The organism is Flavobacterium sp. TS_SC_5 (assembly GCF_056156265.1).
On the sequence record NZ_CM149588.1, the window covers coordinates 1546629 to 1572392 of the forward strand.

Below are 25764 nucleotides of genomic sequence, written 5' to 3' on the forward strand. Positions count from 1 at the left end.
TTCTAATATTTCCAAACACAAGTCAAAAATCATAAAAGATTTGAAATTGGAAAATAAACCAACATCTATCATATTACAAAATTTCACCACCGAAAGTGGCGCTTTTTATGCTGTCTTAAACTTAAGTTTTCAAGTTTTCGGACCTGAATTGCATACCGCACCAATCGTTTTGGTCAATCATGCTTTAACCGGAAATTCACAAGTTGTGGGAGAAAATGGTTGGTGGAATGATTTAATTGGTACCAACAAAACTATAGATACTACAAAATATACGATACTTGCTTTTAATGTTCCCGGAAATGGATTTGATGGTTTTGTCATTGAGAATTATTCGGATTTTAATACAAGAGACATTGCCAGAATTTTTATTGAAGGGATTCGGTCTCTTGAAATTAAAAAACTATATTCTATTATTGGCGGTTCTGTTGGTGGAGGAATTGCTTGGGAAATGGTTGCATTGGAACCAAAAATCACGCAACATTTAATTCCTATTGCAACCGATTGGAAATCGACAGACTGGTTAATTGCCAATTGCTTTTTGCAGGAACAAATTTTGAAAAATTCTTCGAAACCTATTGAAGATGCACGAACTCATGCTATGCTTTGCTATAGAACTCCGGAATCTTTTACTGCCAAATTTCAGCGAACAACTAATGAAGAATTAGCCATTTTCAATGTGGAAAGTTGGTTGTTGCATCATGGGGAAAAATTACAAAAACGTTTTCAAATCTCGTCTTATAAAATGATGAATCAACTTTTGAAGACGATAGATATTACCAGAAATAGTGCTTCGTTTGAAGAAATAACGTCAAAAATTGAAGCTGATATTCATATTATCGGAATCAATTCAGACTTGTTTTTTACGGCAAATGAAAATAAAGCAACGTATGAGGAATTGAAAAAATATAAAGATAATGTCAGCTATCAGGAAATTGTTTCCATTCATGGACATGATGCTTTTTTGATAGAATACAAACAATTACACAATTTGCTTAAGGATATATTCTAAGCCAAAAAACACAACACAATGAAAATATTAAAATTTGGAGGTAAATCTTTATCAAATGGCGACGGAATAAATAAGGTTGTTGCAATTATTACCGATAAAGTAAATCAAGGAGAGGAAATTGCAATTGTGGTTTCGGCAAGAGGAAATGCTACGGATGAATTGGAAGAGATATTAAATATTGCGGCTACTAATAAAGACTATAAACCGCTTTTTGAGGATTTTAAGAAATACCAACAAGATGAAGATGAGAACGTGGATTTGTCTGAAGAATTCAATGTTTTGGAAAAATTATTTGAAGGCGTTAGTTTAACTGGTGATTACAGCAACAAAATTAAAGACCAGGTTTTATCTAAAGGAGAATTACTTTCGGCAAAATTATTGACGGCAATCTTGATTGAAAACGGAATAAATGCCCGTTTTGCAGATACCAGAGAATTGATTAAAACCGATTCGAAATTTGGTGATGCACAACCTTTAGAACAAATTTCGAAGAAAAATGTCATCAATTATTTCAAGCAGAATAACGGGACAACGGTAAATATTATTACAGGTTTTATTGGTTCGAACAATAATAATGACACCACCACTTTAGGAAGAAACGGCAGTAATTACACGGCTTCGCTGATTGCGAATTACTTAAATGCGGACGAATTACAAAATTACACTCACGTTGACGGAATATATACCGCAAATCCTGACTTAGTGCTTGATGCAAAAAAAATTGACCATTTGTCGTTTAACGAAGCCAATGAAATAGCAAATTTTGGTGCGACGATTCTTCATGCCAAAACGATTATTCCATTATTAGAAAAAAATATTCCGCTTCGTATTCTGAATACTTTCAACCACGAAAATAAAGGAACATTAATCACTTCCAATTCTAACAAAGAAGGGATTAAGACGCTTTCGGTACTTGAAAATGTGTCTTTAGTGAATCTGGAAGGAAGAGGATTACTGGGAAAAACTGGCGTTGATGCCCGTATTTTCAGAGTGATGGGAGATAACGACATTAGTGTAAGCATCATTTCTCAAGGTTCTTCAGAAAGAGGAATTGGTTTGGTCGTAGCTGCTGATAAAGCAACTAAAGCCATGATTGAATTGGAAAAAGAATTCGAGAATGATTTCTATTCGAAAGATGTGAATAAAATCACAGTGACGGATGATGTTTCGGTAATTTCTATTATTGGACAAGACTTGAGTACCTTTCACAAGCCTTATACGGCGTTGATAAAAAATAAAATTGTTCCGATTCTTTTCAATAATACAATTACGGGTAAAAACGTGAGTTTGGTGGTGAAAAAATCGCAATTGAACAAAGCCTTAAACGTGATTCACGGCGAGATTTTTGGAGTTTCCAAGAAAGTTAATATTGCTATTTTCGGACATGGATTAGTAGGTGGAACGTTGATTAACCAAATATTGGAATCAGCAGCGACTATCGAAAAAAGAAAAGATATCAAACTGAATGTTTTTGCGATTGCCAATTCAAGTAATGTACTTTTAAATAAAAACGGCGTTACTCCAAATTGGAAAAATGAAATTCAAAACAATGGGTTCTCTTATACTATCGATGACGTAATTGCCTACGCAAATGAACATCATTTGGAGAATTTGATTGCGATTGATAACACGGCAAGTGCCACATTTGTTGAAAATTATATTCCTCTAGCAGAAAGCAGTTTCGATTTGATATCGTCTAATAAAGTGGCGAATACATTAAGTTATAGTTTTTATAAAAAATTACGAAAAGTGCTAGCAGATAATCAAAAGAGTTATCTTTATGAAACGAATGTTGGAGCGGGATTACCGTTGATTGATACCATTAAATTATTACATCTTTCAGGCGAAAATATCACGAAGATTAAAGGTGTTTTCTCAGGAACATTGAGTTATTTGTTCAATAATTTTTCTGCTAAAGATGCTTCGTTCAGCGAAATATTAAAAGAAGCAATTGATAATGGATATACCGAGCCGGATCCAAGAGAGGACTTGTGCGGGAATGATGTAGGTAGAAAATTATTGATTTTGGCTAGAGAATTAGACTTGCAAAATGAGTTTGAAGAAATTGAGATTCAAAATTTAATTCCAGAACATTTGCGTGAAGGAGTTGTTTCTGATTTTTTAAATAAATTGACGGAGTTTGACCCGATTTATGCTAAAATAAAAGCCGACCAAAAGCCAAATCACGTATTGCGATACATAGGAGAATTGTCAGGTGATTTGCAAAATGACAAAGGAAATCTGGAAGTGAAATTAGTTTCTGTACCATCTGATACGGCGCTGGGTGGATTGAAAGGTTCAGATTCTTTCTTCGAAATTTACACGGAATCTTATGGCGACAGACCAATTGTGATTCAAGGCGCAGGCGCAGGATCAGCAGTAACGGCTAGAGGAGTTTTTGGCGATATTTTGAGATTATCGGATAAAGGATAATGATTTAAGATTGCGGATTAACGATTTTTGATTGCAGATATATAAAACAAGAATCCGTGTATTTTTGCGTTAGCAAATCCGTTTTATCTGCGTGTAATAAAATATAAATTAATAAAAAAGGGACTGCCTCCAGTCTTGGCTCCCTTCCCTTCGGGGAGGGTTGGGGAGGGGAATAATATGAAAATAACATTAAACAGAGTAAACGACAATTTCCATTTTGAATTGAAAAATGAAAGAGGGCATTTAGTAAACGTAGATAGCCGACCAGAATTTGGCGGAAACGATATGGGCGCAAGTCCTATGGAATTAGTATTGATGGGAGTTGCAGGTTGCAGCGCCATTGATATGATTTCAATTTTAAAAAAACAACGTCAAGAAATCACCTCTTTCAAAGCTGAGGTAGAAGGAGAGCGCGTACAAGTTGGAGAAGCAAAACCATTCAAAGATATTCACATTGTTTTTTATCTGGAAGGGCCAATAAACGAAGAAAAAGCAGCCAGAGCCGCACAACTTTCTTTCGAAAAATACTGTTCGGTTTCTAAAACATTGGAGCCAACAGCAACTATACATTATAAAGTAGTTTTGAATAATAAACCATTGTAGTTTAAGCAAAGTGATTGGATTTATTATTCCAACAACTTTAAACCTTAAACCTTAAACGATAAAAAAATGAACGATCAAGATTTTGGTTTTGAAACCCAAGCCATTCGCAACCAACTAGAAAGAACGCAATATTTAGAGCACTCAGTGCCTTTGTACTTAACTTCCAGTTTTGTATTTGAAGATGCCGAAGACATGCGTGCTTCTTTTGCCGAAGAAAAAGACAGGAATATTTATAGTCGTTATAGTAACCCAAACACCAACGAATTTGTTGATAAAGTTTGTGCTATGGAAGGTGCTGCAGCAGGTTTTGCCTTCGCATCCGGAATGGCAGCAGTGTATTCAACCATGGCGGCTTTATTGAAATCTGGAGATCATATAGTTTCTTCCAGTAGTGTTTTTGGAGCCACTCATTCGTTATTCATTAATTATTTTCCAAAATGGAATATAGAAACCTCTTATTTTGATATTAACAAGCCGGAAACCATTGAAAGTTTCATCACACCAAATACAAAGATTCTTTTTGCGGAATCACCTACCAATCCGGCTGTTGATATTATCGATTTGGAACTTTTAGGGACAATTGCCAGAAAACACAATTTGATTTTGGTCATTGATAACTGTTTTGCAACGCCTTATTTACAACAACCTTTAAAATGGGGTGCGCATTTAGTGGTACATTCCGCGACAAAGTTAATGGACGGGCAAGGGAGAGTTTTAGGAGGAATAACAGTTGGTGATGCTGAATTGATTCAGAAAATCTATTTGTTTTCCCGACTTACAGGGCCTTCCTTATCTCCATTTAATGCTTGGGTATTGTCTAAAAGTTTAGAAACATTAGCGATTCGTTTAGACAGACATTGTGAAAATGCCTTGAAAGTAGCGGAGTTTTTAGAGCAGCATCCTCAAGTTAATAAGGTAAAGTATCCATTTTTGAAATCGCATCCACAATACGAAATTGCTCAAAAGCAAATGAAGTTGGGCGGAAACATTGTAGCTTTTGAAATAAAAGGTGGTCTTGAGGCGGGAAGGACGTTTTTAGACAAAATAAAATTATGTTCGCTTTCGCCAAATTTAGGAGATACCAGAACTATTGTTACGCATCCAGCGTCAACTACACATAGTAAGTTATCAGTTGATGAACGTTTGGCAGTCAGCATTACCGATGGTTTAGTGCGTGTCTCAGTTGGATTGGAAACTGTAAAAGATGTAATTGCTGATTTAGAGCAGGCTTTGTCTTAATAATTTTTGATTTGGGATTAACGATTTTAGATTGTAGATTTGATATCAGTAAAGAGAAAATCAAACATCAATTATGCTGTCTAAAAAAACTAAATACGGAATAAAAGCGCTTACTTTTTTGGCGCGCCAAAAAGACAATTCTCCTGTTCAAATAGCGGAGATTGCCAAGAGTGAGACTATTTCAATCAAGTTTTTAGAAAGTATTTTATTATTACTGCGCCATTCCGGTTTTTTGGGTGCCAAAAAAGGAAAAGGCGGGGGCTATTATTTGATAAAAAATCCCAAAGATATCAATATGGCCCATGTGTATCGCATTCTTGAAGGGCCAATCGCATTACTTCCTTGCGCCAGTCATAATTTTTACGAGCCTTGTGTAGACTGCTCGGATGAAGTTACGTGCGCGGTTCGAAAACTGATGATTGAGGTGCGCGATAATACCCTGAAAATTCTAGAAAGTAACACCTTGGCTGACATTGCTTTTTAAAGAATAAATCACAAAATAAATTTTGTAGTTAACTTAAAAGTTTTATTTTTGCATAATAATCTACTATTCCGATAGGGTAGTGGATTTAAGCATTAAAAAAATTGAATTAAAAAAGTATGAGTAAAGAATTGAAAACCATTGCGATAAATGAAAAATCGGAAACGACTTTTAAAGAACGCTTATGGGTTGTTATCCCTGTTGTTTTATTGGTAGGATTAATTTCTACATTGGTCTACAATCATCATGCTGAATTTTCCTGGAGTGGCCTAATAGCAGGTTTTAATCAGGAATTTTTAATCTTTTTCTGTATTGGTGTTTTTGCACAATTAGTAGATGGAACTTTAGGAATGGGGTATGGAGCAACTTCTACTTCTTTTTTATTGGCGTATGGAATTCCGCCAGCGATAAGCAGTACAGGAGTTCATGTTGCTGAAATGTTTACAACAGGAGCTTCGGCTATTTCTCATCATCGCTTTGGGAACATCAATAAAAAATTAGTGAGACATCTATTGATTCCGGGTGTTTTAGGTTCTATTGCGGGTGCTTATTTATTGTCGGATGTGATTGATGGGGATGCGATAAAGCCTTTTATTGCGGTATACATGATAGGGTTGGCAATTATAATCATCAGAAAAGCAATGCAGAAAAACATTATTAAAAAGAAAACCAAGCGACTGAATATTTTAGCTTCTTTTGGAGGCTTCATGGATGCTGTTTGTGGTGGTGGCTGGGGACCGATTGTGACTTCGACCTTATTAGGGCGCGGTAGAAATCCACGATATACCATTGGTTCTGTCAATGCAGCGGAGTTTGCGGTAGCTTTTGCAAGTGGTGTAACCTTCATGCTTTTTGGAGGAATACAAGGGTGGCAAGTGATTATAGGGTTGATTTTGGGTGGTGTGATTGCTGCTCCAATTGCCGCTATTTTAGTGAACAAAATAAAGAGAAAGCCTATGATGATTTTGGTAGGTGTTTTAATTATTGTTTTGAGTTTAAAAACACTGTCTAAATTATTATAAAAGAGAAACGAAATTATGAGCATAGTGATAACAAATACTTTATTAGAAAAAACAAAAGCTTATCTATCGAGGAAACGCTTACTTTTTTGGCGGATGAATTTAAAGGCAAAGTAGTTTTTTCTACTTCTTTTGGGCAGGAAGATCAAGTAATTACGGCTTTGATTGGTCAGAATAATTTGCCAATTACCATTTTTACTTTGGATACCGGAAGACTGTTTCAAGAGACGTATGATGTTTTTCATAAGACTTTAAAGAAGTATCAAATAGATATTAAAACCTATTTTCCGGAAACAAGTGCGGTTGAAGAGTTGTTAAACCAAAAAGGTCCAAACAGCTTTTACGAATCGGTAGAGAATAGAAAAGAATGTTGTTTCATTCGAAAAGTAGCGCCTTTGACTAAAGCATTGAAAGGAAATTCGATTTGGATTACCGGTTTGAGAGCCGAGCAATCCGAAAATAGAAATGATTTAGACCTTTTTGAATACGATGAAAAATTCGACATTATAAAATTCAATCCGTTATTAAAATGGACATTAGAAGAGGTTCAAAAATATTTAGACGGTAACAATGTGCCACAAAATGCCTTACACAAACAAGGTTTCGTCAGTATAGGTTGCGCACCTTGTACCAGAGCAATTGTCCCTGGAGAAGATATCCGAGCAGGCAGATGGTGGTGGGAATCTAGTCACAAGGAATGTGGTTTACACCAGAAATAGAAAACAGAGGTTAGAATAAAGAGAAAAGAAAAAATAATAATAGTTAAGAGATTTTAGATGAGGTTTCAACAACCTTAAACTTTAAACTTTAAACTTTTAAATTAAAAGAATGAGTACCATATTAAAAACAAACGCATTAGAAAGCGAAGCGATATACATTTTTAGAGAAGTAATTTCTCAATTTGACAAGCCAGTTTTACTTTTTTCTGGAGGAAAAGATTCGATTACATTAGTGCGTTTAGCACAAAAAGCATTTTTTCCTGCAAAAATCCCTTTTCCATTGTTGCATGTAGACACGGGACATAACTTTCCGGAAACTATTGCTTTCAGAGATAAATTGGTTGCTGAATTAGGTTTGGAATTAATCGTCCGTAATGTGCAAGATGCTATTGACGAAGGTAAAGTAGTGGAAGAATCAGGGAAATACTCCAGCAGAAACAGTTTGCAAACGACGACACTTTTGGATGCAATCGAAGAATTCAAATTTGATGCTTGTATTGGTGGTGCGCGTCGTGATGAAGAGAAAGCAAGAGCTAAAGAACGTATTTTTTCTGTTCGTGATGATTTTGGTCAATGGGATGAGAAAAACCAGCGTCCGGAATTATTTGATATTCTGAACGGAAAAATCGAAAATGGTCAAAACGTTCGTGTTTTTCCAATTTCAAACTGGACAGAGCTTGATGTTTGGAGTCATATTGAGCAAGAGCAAATAGAAATTCCATCGATTTACTTTTCACACAAACGTAAAGTATTCTTGAGAGACGGTATGATTTGGTCACATTCTCCATTTGTGTACCAAGAAGAAGATGAAGAAATCGAAGAACGAATTGTTCGTTTTAGAACTGTTGGAGATATGAGCTGTACAGCAGCTGTTGATTCTTACGCAGCAACAATTCAAGAAGTAATAGGCGAAATCAGATCTTCGACTATTTCAGAAAGAGGAGCCAGAATTGACGACAAACGTTCTGAAGCTGCAATGGAGAAAAGAAAACAACAAGGATACTTTTAGAAAATAATTATAACTTATGAATTATAAATTATGAATTGTTCTGAGACATTTAAAATTTAAAATTCAACATTTAAAATAAAAAAATCAAATTTAGAAGTTTATGTAGGTCTTTTTGAAAACCTTAAACTTTTAAACTTTAAACAAAATTCTGATGGAAGTTTTAAAAATAGCAACAGCAGGAAGTGTAGATGACGGAAAGAGTACTTTAATCGGGAGATTATTATACGATACAAAATCGTTGACTACAGATAAGATTGAAGCAATAGAAAAAAGCAGCAAGCAAAAAGGATACGATTATTTAGATTTTTCTCTGGCTACTGATGGTTTGGTTGCTGAGAGAGAACAGGGAATCACGATTGATGTGGCGCATATTTATTTTTCGACAGCTAAGAAAAGTTACATTATTGCCGATACTCCGGGTCACGTAGAATATACACGTAACATGGTTACGGGAGCCTCAACTTCGCAGGTTTCAATTATTTTGATTGATGCTCGTAAAGGCGTTATTGAGCAAACGTACCGTCACTTTTTCATCAATAATTTATTGCGTGTAAAAGAAGTGATTGTTGCAGTAAACAAAATGGATTTGGTTGATTATTCGGAAGAAGTCTACAATAAAATCAAAGCTGATTTTCAGGCATTGAACAGCAAAAGTTCGTTCAAAGAGCAAAACGTAAGTTACATTCCTTTGAGTGCTATCAATGGAGGAAACGTTGCGGATAAATCAGAGAATATGCCTTGGTACACTGGACAAACGGTTTTGGAACATTTAGAAGCGTTAGAGCCAGAAGATGTTTTTGAAACAGGAAAAGCACGTTTCCCGGTTCAAACAGTTATCCGACCAAAAACGGAAGAATATCATGATTTTAGAGGATATGCCGGAAAATTATACGGGAACAATATCAAAGTTGGCGATGCAGTAACGGTTCTTCCTTCATTGACAGAGTCTAAAGTGACTAATATTCACTTTTTTGATCAGCAATTTGATGAAGCGACTACAGGTTCTTCGATTACTTTGGAACTGGAAAATGATATCAATGTGACAAGAGGAGACATGATTGTAAAATCGAATGAGTTGCCTAAAATTGAAAAAGACATCAATACAACGATTTGTTGGATGGACAGCAAAAAGTTAGTTCCAGGGGCTAAATATTTGGTACAACACAATACCAACAGGGTTTTGGCAAAAATAGAAAGCGTGAAAAACGTAATCGCTACAGATTATTCTGGAGTTACACCAGCAACTCAATTGGCTATAAATGAAATAGGCGAAGTAAATATTAAATTAAGCAAAGCTTTGTATTTTGATGCCTATAATGACAACAAATCAAACGGTGCTTTTATTCTAATAGACGTTGCTACTAATACCACAGCGGGAGTTGGATTTATAAACTAAATCTAACTTTTGCCATAAACAACACACAGATGGAAAGTTTTAGAACCGAAATAGAAGATCCGATTGTCCAAAAAGACATTATCGATTTAGAAAGAAAAATTGCTTTATTCCGTGATGGAAAAATTGATGATGAGCGTTTCCGTAGCCTTCGTTTAGCGAGAGGAGTGTATGGTCAGCGTCAGGAAGGCGTACAAATGATTCGTATCAAATTGCCTTTTGGTAAAGTGACCAGCGAACAACTGACTCGTATTACCAAAGTTTCAGATGAATATTCTACCGGACGTTTGCATATTACAACGCGTCAGGATATCCAAATTCACTATGTAAGTTTGGACAGAACGCCACAACTTTGGGCTGAATTAGAAAAAGATGATGTTACACTTCGTGAAGCTTGTGGAAACACCGTAAGAAATATTACGGCTAGCGAAACAGCAGGAATTGATAATGAAGAACTTTTTGATGTGTCGCCTTATGCGCATGCTATGTTTCAGTTTTTCTTAAGAAATCCGGTTTGTCAGGAAATGGGGCGTAAATTCAAAATTTCATTTTCGTCTTCGGATAAAGATACGGCGTTGAGTTATTTACACGATTTAGGATTTATTCCAAGAATTGTAAATGGCGAAAAAGGATTTAAAGTAATGTTAGGTGGAGGATTAGGTTCTCAGCCGCATCACGCCGAATTATTGTCAGAGTTTATTCCTGTAAATGAAATTATTCCAACAACAGAAGGCGTTTTGAGAATTTTTGATCGCTATGGCGAAAGAGCGAAACGTTTGAAAGCGCGTATGAAATTCCTAATCAAAGATATTGGTAAAGATGAATTTTTAAAATTGGTGGATGAAGAGAAAAAAGCGTTGTCTCACGAAACAGTTGAAATAGATACAACAGCTTTTGATGGTGAAATTCCAGCTCCTTTATTGGAAGTGCCAAAAGTAGTTATCGAAGATGCAGCAGCTTTCGAAGCTTGGAAAAAATCAAATGTAATTGCGCAAAAACAAGCGGGTTATGTAGCGATTGGAATCAAAGTTTTATTAGGAGATTTTTATACCGATAAAGCAAGATTATTAGCGGATTTGATTAAAAATTATGCGGCTAATGAATTGCGTTTTACATTGAGACAAGACATTTTAATTCGTCACGTAAAAGAAGAAAATTTACCTTTTTTCTACCAAGAATTAGCCAAATTAGATTTTGTGGCTTTGGGTTACAATACCATTTCAGATATTACAGCTTGTCCGGGAACAGATACCTGTAATTTAGGAATTGCCAGCAGTACCGGAATCGCAGTAGAACTAGAAAGAGTTTTAGAAGCAGAATATCCACAATACAGCAACAATCAGGAAATCACGATTAAAATCAGTGGTTGTATGAATGCTTGTGGACAACACAATATGGCCGAAATTGGTTTTCAGGGAATGTCAATCAATTCAGGGAAATTAGTGGCGCCAGCATTACAAGTGTTATTAGGCGGAGGAAATTTAGGAAACGGAAACGGAAGGTTTTCGGATAAAGTAATCAAAATTCCAAGCCGAAGAGGACCTGATGCTTTGCGTTTCATCTTAAATGATTTTGAAGAAAACGGAAACGGACAATCGTTCTTGAATTATTATGATGCCAAAGGCGAAAAATATTTCTACGAATTTTTGAAACCATTAGCCGATTTGACTAATCTTACCGAAGCTGATTTTGTAGATTGGGGAAATGCTGATAACTACGTAAAAGCGGTTGGAGTTGGAGAATGCGCCGGTGTTGTTATTGATTTAGTGGCTACCTTATTATTGGAAGCTAAAGACAAATTAACTTTCGCGCAAGAAGCTTTCGAAGAACGAAAATGGGCAGATGCGATTTATTTAGCGTATGCAGGTTTCGTAAATGGTGCCAAAGCATTATTATTGGCTGAAAACCAAAAAACAAATCACCAAGCTGGAATTATCGATTTGTTTGATATAGTTTTCGTAGCAACAAATATCATTCAATTGAAATCATCATTAAGAGATTTAGTTTACCAAATCAATCAGAATGAACCTTCTGCTGAATTTGCACAAAATTACATTCAAGATGCAATTGTCTTTTTTGAAGCAATTGAATCGTATAGAGAAAAAGACTTAGCCGATGCTTAAAAAGATACAACCAATAGTAACCCTAGTGGGTGCGGGTCCAGGTGATCCGGATTTACTGACAATCAAAGGGGCAAAGGCACTGGCTGAGGCCAATGTCGTTTTATATGACGCTTTGGCAAACGAGGAAATTTTAACCTATGCTCCTAAAAAAGCAATTAAAATATTCGTTGGAAAGAGAAAAGGCTGTCATGAATATACGCAAGACCAAATCAATCAATTAATTGTAGATAACGCGCTTACTTACGGACATGTGGTTCGGTTGAAAGGTGGTGATCCATTTATTTTCGGTCGTGGCGGTGAGGAAATAGACTTTGTTGAAAGTTTTGGGATACCTACATTTGTTGTACCTGGAATTTCATCGTCGATTGCTGTTCCTGCTTATCAAGGGATTTCATTAACCAAAAGAGGTGTTTCAGAAAGTTTTTGGGTAATTACGGGTACAACGTCCGATAGAAAATTATCAAATGATGTGGTTTTAGCTGCGCAATCATCGGCAACAGTTGTGATTTTGATGGGAATGAGCAAATTGTCACAAATTGTTTCTTTGTTCCAAAAAGAATCTAAAGGAGAAACTCCCGTTGCGATTATTCAAAACGGAACTACTGCTCAGGAGAAAATTGGTGTTGGAACAATCAATACAATTCAACAGGTTGTAACGGAGCATAAATTAAGTTCGCCTGCCATAATTGTCATTGGAGAAGTAGTAAAAGAAAGTAATAAATTGAAAGGATTTTACGAAGAATTCATAGTATCGGAAATAAGATAAGAATGGAAAGAAATGAATTATATCCTGTTTTTTTAAAACTACAAAACCTGAATGTGTTGATTGTGGGTGGCGGAAATGTGGGTTTAGAAAAGTTGTCATTTCTTTTGAAATCAAGTCCAAACGCTAATGTTGAGGTGGTGGCACCAAAGTTTCTTCCAGAACTGGAAAGCCTCGCTGCGAAACATCCTTCGGTACAATTGACTTTTAGAAAATTCAATCGATGGATGCTTCGCAAACGCCATATGGTTATTGCTTGTACGGATGATTTGAAAGTCAATAAAAGGATTTATGATTTATCCAGAAAAAGATATTTAATTTGCAATATTGCGGATACTCCGCCATTATGTGATTATTATTTGGGTGGAATTGTAACCAAAGGAAACGTGAAAATTGCGATTTCGACCAACGGAAAATCACCAACAACTGCCAAAAGATTACGGGAGTTATTTGAAGAAATAATCCCGGACGATATCAACAAAATGGTCGAAAATCTAAATGAATATCGCAAAACGCTAAAAGGGAATTTCGAAGAAAAAGTTCAAAAAATGAACGAAATAACCGAGTCGTTGAAGAATAAAGATTCAAGAGAATAGCATAAAGAACAAAGAATCCGACTGATATTTATCATTTAAAGTCATAAAAATCAGTTGTTCATTTGCAATTAAATAGTTTAGCACAATTACATTACATAAAGAATAAAAAAATGATTAAAACAGACATACTAATAATAGGAGCGGGACCTACAGGTCTATTTGCCGTTTTTGAAGCAGGATTATTAAAATTAAAATGCCACATTTTAGATGCTTTGCCACAAGCGGGTGGACAATTATCTGAATTATATCCTAAAAAACCTATTTATGATATTCCAGGTTTCCCGGAAGTATTAGCCGGAGATTTAGTTGCTAATTTAATGGAACAAATCAAACAGTTTGAACCGGGATTTACTCTTGGTGAACGTGCTGAAACAATCGAAAAACAAGAAGACGGAACTTTTATTGTGACTTCTAATAAAGGAAAAAAATTCCATGCTCCTGTAGTAGCAATTGCGGGTGGATTGGGAAGTTTTGAACCACGAAAACCATTGATTGAAGACATCGAATTTTACGAGGATAAAGGAATTAAATACTTTATCAAAAATCCAGAGAAATTCAGAGATAAAAAAGTTGTAATCGCTGGAGGAGGAGATTCAGCTTTAGACTGGAGTATTTTCTTGTCGAATGTAGCTTCTGAAGTGACTTTGATTCACCGTAGAAACGAATTCAGAGGTGCTTTAGATTCTGTTGAAAAAGTACAGGAATTGAAAAACTCCGGTAAAATAAAAATGATTACGCCAGGAGAAGTTGTTGGCTTGAAAGGTGCTGAACATTTAGAAGGAGTTGTAATCGAGGAAAATGGCGCACACCGAACAATTGAAACGGATTATTTTATTCCACTTTTTGGATTAACGCCAAAATTAGGTCCTATCGGAGACTGGGGATTAGACATTGAAAAAAATGCCATCAAAGTAAATAATGCTTTGGATTACCAAACGAACATTCCAGGAATTTTTGCCATTGGTGACGTAAATACCTATCCTGGGAAACTGAAATTAATTCTTTGTGGATTCCACGAAGCAACATTAATGTGTCAGGCAGCTTACCAAATCATCAATCCGGGTAAGAGATATGTATTGAAATACACTACAGTTTCCGGTGTTGACGGATTTGACGGAACTCGCAAAGAAGCTCCAAAAGCCGTAGTAAAAGCCATAGTTTAACAACTTAGCACAAACTAGTTAAAAATTAAAGCGCTAATACTTGCAAGTATTAGCGCTTTGTCTTTTCTTTGCACTGTTCCTATATTTATTGAAAGTTATCACGAAAGGCGGAGGGAAAGACCCGATGAAACCTTAGCAACCCTTTATCTTTAAAGAAGGTGCTACATTCTACTTTGTACTGAACAGTTTCAGTATTTAAGATAGATAACACACGAATACTCACTCAGTATTTCTCAAACCTTTTCTTGACAACATTTATTTTTAGCCCACTGAATTAATTTCAGTATCAGGAGCGAACAATTGGCGTTTTTTTGCCAATACCGTTCCCGCTTTCCGTTGCAATCTTTTACTTTTTTAAACAAAAAAAGTAAAAGGATTTTCACTTCAAACAAAGTTCACTGAACTCCTATGAGAATAGAAATTAAGTGAAGTAATCGGGGCTAAAGAGCTTAAATAGTGAACTTTTGTAATTAATAATAAGCGCTTAATACTTAGTATTTTGCGAGAATAAAACAAAAGATGTCAACTATTCAAAAAGCCATTAAAAAAAACATACTCGTACTCGATGGAGCTATGGGAACCATGTTGCAACGCTATAATTTTTCCGAAGAAGATTTTCGAGGCGAACGTTTCAAAGATTTTCCGCATTCCTTGAAAGGGAACAACGATTTATTGTCACTCACGCAACCACAAGCGATTCGTGCCGTTCACGCCGCCTATTTTGAAGCAGGTGCTGATATTGTTGAAACCAATACTTTTTCTGGAACCACAATAGGAATGGCAGATTACCATTTGGAAGATTTGGTGTATGAACTCAACTACGAATCAGCAAGAATTGCCCGTGAAGTAGCCGATGAATTCACCGCCAAAAATCCGGACAAACCTCGTTTTGTTGCGGGTTCAATAGGGCCAACAAACAGAACGGCAAGCATGTCACCAGATGTAAATGATCCGGGTTATAGAGCCGTAACTTTTGATGATTTACGAATTGCCTACAAACAACAAGTAGAAGCCTTGATTGACGGAGGAAGTGATTTGCTTTTAGTAGAAACTATTTTTGACACCTTAAATGCCAAAGCGGCGCTTTTCGCAATCGAGGAAGTCAAAGACGAACGTAATATCGATATTCCAATAATGGTTTCCGGAACGATTACGGATGCTTCAGGAAGAACACTTTCCGGTCAAACTGTAGAAGCTTTTTTAGTTTCGGTTTCACACATTCCGCTGTTGAGCGTAGGTTTTAATTGCGCTTTGGGAGCTGATTTGCTGAAACCTTATTTGCAAACGTTGTCACAAAACACTTCATTCAACGTGTCGGCGCATCCTAATGCAGGATTACCAAATGCTTTTGGAGAATACGATGAAACACCAGAACAAATGCAAGCTTTCATCAAAGAATATTTAGACGATAATTTAGTAAATATCATAGGCGGTTGTTGCGGTACAACGCCAGAACATATCAAGTTGATTGCGGATATCGCCAAAGATTATAAACCAAGGGTTTCGACGGCAACAATGTAATTATAGAGACACGATTTATCGCGGCTGACTATTAAGTAATGTGTATATTTATGAGATAACGGTGGTATTTTGACCGATCATCAACAAAACAAAACAGTTGCATTTATGAATATCAGAATAGGTGACGAGCAAAAAGATTACGACAAAGTTTGGGACATCTTCACAAATGTTATATCAACAGGTGATACTTATGTTTTTGACCCCAATACTCCTAAAGACACATTGCATAAAAATTGGTTTGCAGATTATATGGACACTTTTGTTGCAGTAGACAATAATGACGAAATATTTGGTACTTATATTATTAAGCCTAATCAAATTGATTTAGGAGACCATATCGCTAATTGCAGTTATATGGTAAAACCTAAATATCACGGCAAGGGAATAGGTAAAATTTTATGCGAACATTCAATAAAGTTTGCAAAGAACAAAGGGTATTTAGGAATTCAGTTTAATATTGTTGTAAGCACAAATACAAATGCGGTAGAACTTTGGAAGAAATATGGATTTAAGATTATCGGAACAACGCCAAAAGGATTTAGGCATAAAAGCTTAGGATTTGTGGATACTTATATAATGTTTAAAGATTTGCAGGATGGCTAATGCTCTCCCGCTAGCACGAGCAGAATGTCATTAAGTTAAAAGTTTATTTATCATTCCGACGAAGAAAGAATCTCTGTTTGTCGCTCACGTTTGTTGAGATTCCTCCTTCGTCGGAATGACAAAAAATGTCGAGGATGTTTAAGTACCTAATGGAAGAGATTTTTTCATTCCTCGCAATGACATAAAATGAACAAAATCCGCGTGAGGGATAGCAGTGAAGCTCCTTTTTTATGGCTTTTTAGCCGAAAAAAAGAGCGGGAACGTATAGCCCGACCCTTTTGGGTCACGCCCAAATAATAAGAAAAATAAGTTATTCCAGCATAGTTTTTAATAACCCTGCAGGATCAAATAAAATAAGAAATGGCACAAGCAGAAAATAGAAGAAACCTTGTATTATCAGGATTAGAGCCTTTGATCATTACGCCGGAAAGCGTTTTTGTGAATATTGGTGAACGTACGAATGTAACAGGTTCTAGAAAATTCCTTCGATTAATTAAGGAAGAAAAATACGAAGAAGCACTCAGTATTGCTAAAGAACAAGTGGAAGGTGGCGCACAAATCATCGATATTAATATGGATGAAGGAATGCTCGATGGCGAATATGCTATGACAAAATTCCTGAATTTGATTGCCGCTGAACCGGATATTTCCAGAGTGCCAATCATGATTGACAGTTCAAAATGGGATATAATTGAAGCGGGTTTAAAAGTAGTTCAGGGAAAGAGTGTCGTAAATTCTATTTCTTTGAAAGAAGGGGAAGAACAATTTATTCATCATGCTAAATTGATTAAGCGCTACGGAGCTGCTGCTATTATAATGGCATTTGATGAAACTGGACAAGCTGATAATTACGAACGTAGAGTTGAAATTTGCCAACGTTCGTATGATATTTTGGTAAACAAAGTTGATTTTCCTCCGCAAGACATCATTTTCGATTTAAATGTTTTTCCAGTAGCAACAGGAATGGAAGAACACCGCTTGAATGCATTGGATTTCTTTAGAGGAACTAAGTGGGTTAGAGAAAATCTTCCTCATGCGCATATTAGCGGTGGAGTGAGTAATGTTTCGTTTTCGTTTAGAGGAAATGACACGGTTCGGGAAGCGATGCACTCGGTGTTTTTATATCATGCAATCCAGCACGGTATGACTATGGGAATCGTGAATCCGGAAATGCTTTCTATTTACGACGAAATTCCAAAAGATTTGTTAGAACGTGTTGAGGATGTAATTCTAAACCGTCGCGATGATGCAACGGAACGATTATTGGACTTTGCCGAGAATGTAAAAGGAGATGTAAAAAGTAACGAAAAAGCAATTCAGGAATGGCGTTCGGGAACTATTCAGGAACGATTGACGCATTCGTTAGTAAAAGGAGTTGATGAATTCATAGAAATTGATGTTGAAGAAGCCAGACAGTCAGCAACAAAGCCTATCGAAGTAATCGAAATCAACTTAATGGCCGGAATGAATGTCGTAGGAGATTTATTTGGTTCAGGAAAAATGTTTTTGCCTCAGGTGGTAAAATCTGCTCGTGTAATGAAGAAAGCAGTTGCTTATTTATTGCCGTTTATTGAAGCCGAAAAAGATGGTGTTTCGAGTTTTGCAGGTCGCATCTTAATGGCAACGGTAAAAGGCGACGTACACGATATTGGAAAAAATATTGTTTCAGTTGTTTTGGCTTGTAACAATTATGAAATCATCGATTTAGGTGTCATGGTCGCTCCCGAGAAAATCATCGCTGCCGCAATAGAGCACAACGTTGATATTATTGGTTTGAGCGGATTAATAACGCCATCATTGGATGAAATGGTGTATTTGGCTAAAGAATTAGATAAAAGAAATATAAAAATTCCGGTGATGATTGGTGGAGCAACGACTTCACGAGCGCACACTGCCGTGAAAATTGCGCCACAATATAAATCGACTGTAATTCACGTAAATGATGCTTCAAGAGCCGTAACGGTTGCTGGAAATTTATTGAATAGTGAAAAGAAAATTTATGCAAGTGACATCAGAGCAGAATATGATGCTTTTAGAGAAACATTTTTAAATCGTTCACGCGACAAAAATTTCTTGACAATTGAGCAAGCTCGTGTTAATAAACTTAAATTAGATTGGGAAAACTACAATCCAATGAAACCTAATTTTATTGGAACAAAAACTATCGAAGTTGATTTGGATGTTTTGGTTCCCTACATTGACTGGACACCATTTTTTAGAACATGGGAATTGTTCGGAAAATATCCGGCTATTTTAACAGATGAAATTGTAGGCGAACAAGCCACATCTCTTTTTGCGGATGCCAAAGAAATGTTAGAAGTTATTTTGACAGAAAAGAAACTGACGGCCAAAGGAATTTACGGAATTTTTCCAGCCAATCAAATCAATGATGATGATATTGAATTAAGCGATGAAAGTGGAAAAGTATTAGAGAAATTCTTGACGTTGCGTCAGCAATCACAAAAAACGAAAGGTGCTCCAAATATTGCATTGTCGGATTTTATTGCTCCGAAAGACAGTGGAAAAGTCGATTATATGGGTGCGTTTTGTGTGACGACCGGTTTTGGGGTTGATGAATGGGCAGCAGAATTCGAAAGAGATTTAGACGATTACAACTCGATTATGGTGAAAGCATTGGCAGATCGTTTTGCTGAAGCTTTTGCAGAGTATTTACATGAAAAAATCCGTAAAGAAATTTGGGGTTATTCTTCTGATGAAAATTTAACAACCGAAGCCATGATTGATGAGGTTTACAAAGGAATTCGTCCTGCACCGGGTTATCCAGCATGTCCTGATCATTTAGAAAAACCTACGATCTGGAAATTACTAAATGTAGAGCAAGAAATAGGAGTGACTTTGACCGAAAGTATGGCAATGTGGCCGGCTTCATCGGTTTCAGGATATTATTTTGGGAATCCGGAAAGCAAGTATTTTGGACTTGGAAAAATAAAAGAAGATCAAGTTATTGATTACGCCAAACGTAGAAGCGTATCGACAGAAGTAGCTACGAAATGGTTGAACCCGAATATTGCGGATTAGAAATAGTTTAAAGTTGAAATTTTGTTTAAAGTTTAAAGTTTAAAGTTGTTCGAGAGAACCTTAAACCTTAAACCTTAAACTTCAAACTAAAGAAAATGAAAGTAACACAACATATAGAAGGTGCAAACGGAGAAACGTTGTTCTCCTTCGAAATTATTCCGCCTCAAAAAGGGAAAAGCATTCAGGAATTATACGATAATATTGATCCTTTGATGGAGTTCAAACCGCCATTTATAGATGTAACCACTTCTCGCGAAGAATTTATTTATGTTGATAAGGGGAATGGTTTATTGGAAAAAAAATTAACCAGAATGCGTCCGGGAACACTTGGAATTTGTGCTTCAATTAAGCATAAATACAATGTAGACACAGTTCCTCACGTGCTTTGTGGTGGTTTTACGAAAGAAGAAACCGAATATTTATTGGTTGATTGTCATTATCTGGGAATCGATAATGTGATGGCCTTGCGTGGTGATGCTATGAAGGACGAGCAGTCTTTTGTTCCTAAACAAGGAGGAAATGATTTTGCTGTTGATTTGGTCAAACAAATTAACCAATTGAATAGCGGAAAGTACTTGCATGAAGTGATGGATGTTGATAATAAAGCCAATTTTTGTATTGGAGTTGCGGGATATCCGGAGAAACATTTGGAATCTCCATCTTTAATTTCAGATTTGAAAAGGCTGAAAGAAAAAGTGGATGCAGGTGCGGATTATGTGGTGACACAAATGTTTTTTGACAATACAAAATATTTTGAATTTGTTGCTAAAGCCAGAGAAATGGGAATTACCGTTCCTATTATTCCGGGAATTAAACCAATCGCAGTACAAAGACACTTACAGGTTTTACCACAAATTTTTCGAATTGATTTGCCGGAAGATCTAATTCATGCCGTGGATCAATGTAAGAATAATGCAGATATCAGACAAGTAGGAATCGAATGGGCAATTCAACAATCATTAGAATTGAAGGCAGCCGGAGTTCCAGTTTTACATTATTATTCTATGGGAAAATCAGAAAATATCCGACAAATAGCGAGTAAGGTTTTTTAGAAATTTAAAACTATTATATCCAAAGCTTCCAGCCTTTTAAAGGCTGGAAGCTTTTTTAATTGTCTTGTCATTCCGACGAAGGAGGAATCACAATTGATGAGATTCCTCCTTCGTCGGAATGACAAAACCGGGTTTTGTATTTTAAAAGAGTTTGTTTTTTATTCGAAAACATAACAGAACACTAATAACAGAATACTGCCAACTATTTAGTTATCTCTCTAAATACTGCCTCCAAGTTTTTATTTTTCTGATTCAGCTGCAAGGTTTTCAAACCATTGGCATTGGCAAAATCAAAAACTGCTGGACGCATATCTTTATCCGCTTTGAAAGTTAATTCCCAAATCATATCATGCGTATTTTTATAAGAAACTAGGTTTTCTATCTTAGCAATGACTTGTTCTTCTATTTTAAAGTCAAATTCTACTTCGATGACTTGCTCCTTGTCTTCGGAAATTAAGTTGTCCAGTTTTTTATCGGTAACAATTTTGCCGTTATTGATGATAATCACGCGGTCACAAATCGCTTCAACTTCCTGCATAATGTGTGTGGAAAGGAAAACAGTTTTGTCTTTTCCCACATTTTTAATCACATTACGAATTTCCATCAATTGATTTGGGTCTAAACCGGTAGTGGGTTCATCAAGAATCAAAACATCTGGATTGTGCAATAAAGCATTGGCAAGCCCTACACGTTGACGATATCCTTTGGACAATTGCCCTATTTTTTTATGACTTTCGGTTGTTAAACCTGTCAATTGAATAACTTCTTCGATTCTGGATTTGGCTACTTTATAGACATCAGCATTAAAAGCTAAATATTCACGTACATACAAATCCAAGTACAACGGATTGTGTTCCGGAAGATAACCTATAGAGAGCTGAACAGCTTTTTGTTGTGTGTTTACATCATTTCCATTTACGATTGCTGTACCTTCATCTGCATTAATGTAGGTAGTCAATATTTTCATTAAAGTCGATTTTCCGGCTCCATTTGGACCTAAAAAACCAACAATTTCTCCTTTATTAATGGAAAATGAAATGTTATCCAGTGCTTTTTGCGCACCGTAACTTTTGGATATATTAGTAACTTCTATTGACATGGAATTTTATTTGGTACAAAAGTAAACAGAAAAAGTATTGATTTATTGTTTTTTGAAGCTCAATAGCTAAAAAGACCTAAGTCAAAGTTTTACATAGCGGGATGATATTCTATTTTAGATTTATATATTTACGAGAAACTATGTAAATATGAATTTGAAGACTACACAATCGGGCAGTTTCTTGAAAAACTACAAAAGTATTTTATTGCTACTCGGCGGAATTCTGGCAGGAAGTATACTGGGTTTAGTTTTTGGAAAAGGAGTAGAAGTGATTAAACCTCTGGGCGATATATTTCTAAATTTACTATTTACAGCAATTATCCCGTTGATATTTTTTACGATTGCATCTTCAATTGCCAATTTAGAAAAATCAGAGAAACTAGGAAAATTGTTTGTCATTGTCATTGGAGTATTTTTAAGTACAGTACTTATTTCTGCTATTTTGATGCTAGTTGGTGTGTTGTTATTTCCCATTCAGCAAGATATTATCATTTCTAAAATCCCATTAGAAACTATTCAGGAAAGCACTACAGGTTCACAAATTACTCAATTGCTCACAGCTGGGGATTTTTATGAGCTACTTTCTCGAAAAAGTATGTTAGCGCTCATCATATTTTCGTTTTTAATAGGATTTGCTAGTTTGCAATCTGGTGAAAAAGGGAAAGATTTCAGGCGGTTTTTACATTCCGGAAATGAAGTGATGAAACAATTGCTGCACATAATCATGAAAACAGCTCCAATAGGTTTAGGTGCTTATTTTGCGTATCAGGTTGGGATTTTTGGACCACAATTATTTGGCGCTTATGCAAAACCTTTGGCACTTTATTATGCGGTTTGTTCTTTTTACTTTATTGTATTTTTTAGTTTGTACGCTTTTATCGCTGGAGGAAAATTAGGATTTACAGTATTTTGGAAAAATAATATTACGCCTTCATTAACGGCATTGGGAACCTGCAGCAGCATTGCAACAATTCCTGCCAATCTCGAAGGTGCCGAAAAAATGAATATTCCGGCTCATATCAGAAATGTTGTTATTCCACTGGGCGCACCTTTGCATAAAGACGGTTCGAGTATGTCGTCAATTATAAAAATTGCAGTTATTTTTGCCATGTTTGGAAAAGATTTAACGGATCCTAATACTATATTAATGGCTTTGGGAATTACGATAATTGTTTCGGTAGTCGAAGGCGGAATTCCAAACGGAGGTTACATAGGAGAAATATTGGCGATTACCGTTTACGGATTTCCTATGGAGCAGGCTTTGCCAGCCGCAATGATTGTGGGAACCTTGGTTGATCCAATGGCGACGCTGCTGAATGCAAATGGTGATTTAGTATCGGCAATGATGGTAACTCGAATTTCGGAGGGGAAAAAATGGCTTACTGAAAAATTAGTGGTGTAATTTAGGTTTATTTTTAAAGGTAAAATTCAGGAAAAATAATATTTCAATTGCCGAAAATCATAAAGACACGCTGACTAAAAAATATTTTAAAAGCCTTTTTTTAATTATTACATAATTAATAACCAGTTTTTTAGCGAATCCTTTTTTTGTTCAATAAAACCGTCTTTTTTTTAGGGTTAGCTGGAAATTATTTATACATTCGCAGTGTAATTAATGCAAAAAAACAACAACATGTTGAGTAACCGATTTTATTTTAGCAACTCTTATTATTTCTTCTGGAAAGTAGAAAGGGATTGTTGTATGGTTATTTGATTATAAAATTAAATTGATACTATAAATATACAATCCCGATGAAAATCGGGATTTTTTTTTGCTTAAAAGGGTGTAAAATGAATGAAATAATTGGAATACAAGGAATAACGGGTTCTTTTCACCATCAGGTGGCGCAGGAATACTTTAATCAGGCAGTTATTGTTGATGAATGTTTATCCTTTGAAGAATTAGTAGACAACCTGCTTTCAGGCAAATCAGATCAGGCAATTATGGCGATAGAAAATTCTATTGCGGGCCCAATTATTCCAAATTACGCATTGATTGACAAAAATAATTTGCACATAATAGGAGAACATTATTTAAGAATTCATCAGAATCTAATGGCTTTAAAAGGTCAAAAAATGGAAGATATTCTGGAAGTACATTCGCATCCTATGGCTATTTTACAATGTATGGAATTCCTGAAAAAATACCCCAACATAAAATTAGTCGAAGATAAAGATACTGCTGAAACGGCACGAAGAATTCAGGAAAAACAGTTGAAAGGAATTGCTGCAATCGCAAGTAAAACCGCTTCGGAAATGTATGATTTAGAGATTTTGGCTCCGGAAATCCAAACGATTAAAAATAATATGACTCGTTTTGTAATTGTCAAAAAGGAGAATTCATTTGTCCCGGAAAACGAAATCAACAGAGCGTCCATTAAATTCGAATTGGATCACAAGCGCGGAAGTTTAGCGGCAGTACTGAATGTGATGAGCGACTGTAAATTGAATTTAACCAAAATTCAGTCATTACCAAAAATAGAAACACCTTGGAAATATTCGTTTTTTGTGGATGTTACTTTCGAAAAATACGAAGATTATGCAAAGGCAAAGTCATTATTGACCATTATGGCGGAGTATTTCAAAGTGTTGGGAGAATATAAAAACACAAAATTATAATTAGTTGAAAGTTAAAAGTTACAAAGTAAAAAGAATCCTAAAATAGAAAAATGATTACTACAGCGAAACGTCTCGAAATAATTGAAGAATACTATTTCTCCTCAAAATTGAGAGAGGTAAGACAATTGGCTTCTGAGGGGAAACCCATTATCAATATGGGAATTGGAAGTCCGGATTTACAGCCGTCACAAGCTGTAATTGACGCAGTAGCTCTGGCCATGCAAGACGAAAATGCGCATCAATACCAGAGTTATCAAGGACTACCGGAATTGCGTCAAGGGATGGCTGATTTTTACAAAAATAATTACGGAGTTGCGTTGAATCCGGCTAACGAAATATTGCCTTTGATGGGTTCTAAGGAAGGAATTATGCATATTTCACTGGCGTTCTTGAATGAAAGCGATCAGGTACTGATTCCAAATCCAGGATATCCAACGTACACTTCGGTGACGAATCTAATAGGAGCATTTCCAGTTTATTATGACTTAAAAGAAGTAAATAATTGGGAACCGGATTTTGAAGCTTTGGAAAAATTAGATTTATCGAAAGTGAAAATAATGTGGATTGGTTATCCGCACATGCCAACTGGAGCAATAGGAAGTTTGGCGTTGTTCGAAAAATTAGTGGCTTTCGCCAAAAAACATACTATTTTGTTAGTTAATGACAATCCATACAGTTTTGTTTTGAATGACAATCCGATGAGTTTGTTGCAAGTGGAAGGTGCAAAAGACGTGGCTTTAGAATTGAATTCTTTGAGCAAAACTTTTAACATGGCAGGCTGGAGAGTTGGAATGCTATTAGGAAATGCAGCTTGTATTGATGCAGTTCTAAAAGTGAAAAGCAATATGGACAGCGGAATGTTTTACGGCATTCAAAAAGGAGCGATTGAAGCTTTGAAAAGCGATAAGACTTGGTTTGAATCGATGAATGCGATTTATAGAAAACGCAGAATTCTTACCGAACAACTGGCCGAAAAATTAGGCTGTAAAGTTTATAAAGAAGGTGTTGGATTATTTGTTTGGGCAAAATTACCGGCCGGAATTACATCGGCAGAGAAATTCATTGATGCCATTTTATATGACAAATCTATTTTCATTACGCCGGGAACCATTTTTGGCAGTAATGGAGAAGGTTACATACGATTTGCACTTTGTGTAAAAGAAGAAAAAGTACAGGAAGCGATAAATAGATTTTAGATTGCTGATTAACGATTTTAGATTTCAGATTTTCCTGCAAGGTTTTTAAAACTGTGTAACTAATAAATAAACATTCTAAAAAAAC

General features: G+C 35.8%; 21 protein-coding genes and 1 riboswitch. Of the genes, 20 read left to right on the forward strand and 1 reads right to left on the reverse strand.

All coding sequences use genetic code 11. The features are described 5' to 3' along the window. Positions 1-46 precede the first annotated feature (46 nt). From AC0J6S_RS06755 to metF, 17 genes are all read left to right on the forward strand, one after another. Entirely contained in the window at positions 47-1009 is a 963-nt protein-coding gene (locus tag AC0J6S_RS06755; protein ID WP_474956013.1) for an alpha/beta fold hydrolase, read from the forward strand. A gap of 18 nt (positions 1010-1027) precedes the next feature. Then, complete coding sequence (thrA, locus tag AC0J6S_RS06760; protein WP_474956014.1) at positions 1028-3442, forward strand: bifunctional aspartate kinase/homoserine dehydrogenase I; 2415 nt, start codon at positions 1028-1030, stop codon at positions 3440-3442. Between the two features lie 177 nt (positions 3443-3619). Then, a complete protein-coding gene (locus AC0J6S_RS06765; RefSeq protein WP_474956015.1) occupies positions 3620-4045 on the forward strand; it encodes an OsmC family protein in 426 nt (141 codons plus the stop codon). 66 nt (positions 4046-4111) lie between these two features. After that, a complete protein-coding gene (locus tag AC0J6S_RS06770) occupies positions 4112-5284 on the forward strand; it encodes a trans-sulfuration enzyme family protein (RefSeq protein ID WP_474956016.1) in 1173 nt (390 codons plus the stop codon). 73 nt (positions 5285-5357) lie between these two features. Further along, on the forward strand, positions 5358-5768 hold the full coding sequence (locus tag AC0J6S_RS06775) for an RrF2 family transcriptional regulator (RefSeq protein WP_474956017.1): 411 nt from the start codon (positions 5358-5360) through the stop codon (positions 5766-5768). A gap of 116 nt (positions 5769-5884) precedes the next feature. Beyond that, positions 5885-6787, forward strand: coding sequence for a sulfite exporter TauE/SafE family protein (locus AC0J6S_RS06780; protein ID WP_474956018.1), 903 nt, complete (start codon positions 5885-5887; stop codon positions 6785-6787). A gap of 86 nt (positions 6788-6873) precedes the next feature. Next, positions 6874-7503 carry a phosphoadenylyl-sulfate reductase gene (locus AC0J6S_RS06785; RefSeq protein WP_474956019.1) on the forward strand — a complete coding sequence of 210 codons (630 nt, stop codon included), beginning with the start codon at positions 6874-6876 and terminating at the stop codon, positions 7501-7503. Between the two features lie 109 nt (positions 7504-7612). Beyond that, positions 7613-8512 carry a sulfate adenylyltransferase subunit CysD gene (cysD, locus tag AC0J6S_RS06790; protein ID WP_474956020.1) on the forward strand — a complete coding sequence of 300 codons (900 nt, stop codon included), beginning with the start codon at positions 7613-7615 and terminating at the stop codon, positions 8510-8512. A 151-nt stretch (positions 8513-8663) separates the two neighbouring features. Beyond that, positions 8664-9908, forward strand: coding sequence for a sulfate adenylyltransferase subunit 1 (locus tag AC0J6S_RS06795; protein WP_474956021.1), 1245 nt, complete (start codon positions 8664-8666; stop codon positions 9906-9908). Between the two features lie 29 nt (positions 9909-9937). Next, the gene (locus AC0J6S_RS06800) at positions 9938-12028 is read left to right on the forward strand and encodes a nitrite reductase (protein WP_474956022.1); all 2091 of its coding nucleotides are present in this window, start codon (positions 9938-9940) and stop codon (positions 12026-12028) included. Then, positions 12021-12794, forward strand: a complete 774-nt coding sequence (gene cobA, locus AC0J6S_RS06805; RefSeq protein WP_474956023.1) for a uroporphyrinogen-III C-methyltransferase — start codon at positions 12021-12023, stop codon at positions 12792-12794. Before AC0J6S_RS06800 ends, cobA begins: the two co-directional genes overlap by 8 nt. Positions 12795-12796: 2 nt before the next feature. Continuing rightward, positions 12797-13387 (forward strand): precorrin-2 dehydrogenase/sirohydrochlorin ferrochelatase family protein, encoded by a 591-nt coding sequence (locus AC0J6S_RS06810; protein WP_474956024.1) that lies wholly within the window; start codon positions 12797-12799, stop codon positions 13385-13387. 110 nt (positions 13388-13497) lie between these two features. Further along, entirely contained in the window at positions 13498-14550 is a 1053-nt protein-coding gene (locus tag AC0J6S_RS06815; protein WP_474956025.1) for an NAD(P)/FAD-dependent oxidoreductase, read from the forward strand. Between the two features lie 92 nt (positions 14551-14642). Then, a riboswitch (SAM riboswitch) is annotated at positions 14643-14761 on the forward strand. Positions 14762-15069: 308 nt separating this feature from the next. Beyond that, positions 15070-16071 carry a homocysteine S-methyltransferase family protein gene (locus AC0J6S_RS06820; protein ID WP_474956026.1) on the forward strand — a complete coding sequence of 334 codons (1002 nt, stop codon included), beginning with the start codon at positions 15070-15072 and terminating at the stop codon, positions 16069-16071. Between the two features lie 105 nt (positions 16072-16176). Next, the gene (locus AC0J6S_RS06825; protein WP_474956027.1) at positions 16177-16674 is read left to right on the forward strand and encodes an N-acetyltransferase family protein; all 498 of its coding nucleotides are present in this window, start codon (positions 16177-16179) and stop codon (positions 16672-16674) included. A gap of 360 nt (positions 16675-17034) precedes the next feature. Further along, entirely contained in the window at positions 17035-19713 is a 2679-nt protein-coding gene (gene metH, locus AC0J6S_RS06830; RefSeq protein WP_474956028.1) for a methionine synthase, read from the forward strand. Between the two features lie 95 nt (positions 19714-19808). Then, positions 19809-20765: a methylenetetrahydrofolate reductase [NAD(P)H] gene (metF, locus tag AC0J6S_RS06835; protein WP_474956029.1), complete on the forward strand. Its 957-nt coding sequence runs from the start codon at positions 19809-19811 to the stop codon at positions 20763-20765. A gap of 202 nt (positions 20766-20967) precedes the next feature. On the opposite strand, the gene gldA is transcribed toward metF, so the two are convergent. Continuing rightward, a complete protein-coding gene (gene gldA, locus AC0J6S_RS06840) occupies positions 20968-21864 on the reverse strand; it encodes a gliding motility-associated ABC transporter ATP-binding subunit GldA (RefSeq protein ID WP_474956030.1) in 897 nt (298 codons plus the stop codon). A 148-nt stretch (positions 21865-22012) separates the two neighbouring features. Here gldA and AC0J6S_RS06845 point away from each other — a divergent pair, with 148 nt between their 5' ends. The 3 genes from AC0J6S_RS06845 (at position 22013) to AC0J6S_RS06855 (ending at position 25679) form a co-directional block, all read left to right on the forward strand. Further along, positions 22013-23266: a dicarboxylate/amino acid:cation symporter gene (locus AC0J6S_RS06845; protein WP_474956031.1), complete on the forward strand. Its 1254-nt coding sequence runs from the start codon at positions 22013-22015 to the stop codon at positions 23264-23266. Positions 23267-23655: 389 nt separating this feature from the next. Next, positions 23656-24483, forward strand: a complete 828-nt coding sequence (locus tag AC0J6S_RS06850; RefSeq protein ID WP_474956032.1) for a prephenate dehydratase — start codon at positions 23656-23658, stop codon at positions 24481-24483. A gap of 50 nt (positions 24484-24533) precedes the next feature. Next, positions 24534-25679 carry an aminotransferase class I/II-fold pyridoxal phosphate-dependent enzyme gene (locus AC0J6S_RS06855; protein ID WP_474956033.1) on the forward strand — a complete coding sequence of 382 codons (1146 nt, stop codon included), beginning with the start codon at positions 24534-24536 and terminating at the stop codon, positions 25677-25679. The last annotated feature ends 85 nt before the right edge of the window (positions 25680-25764 follow it).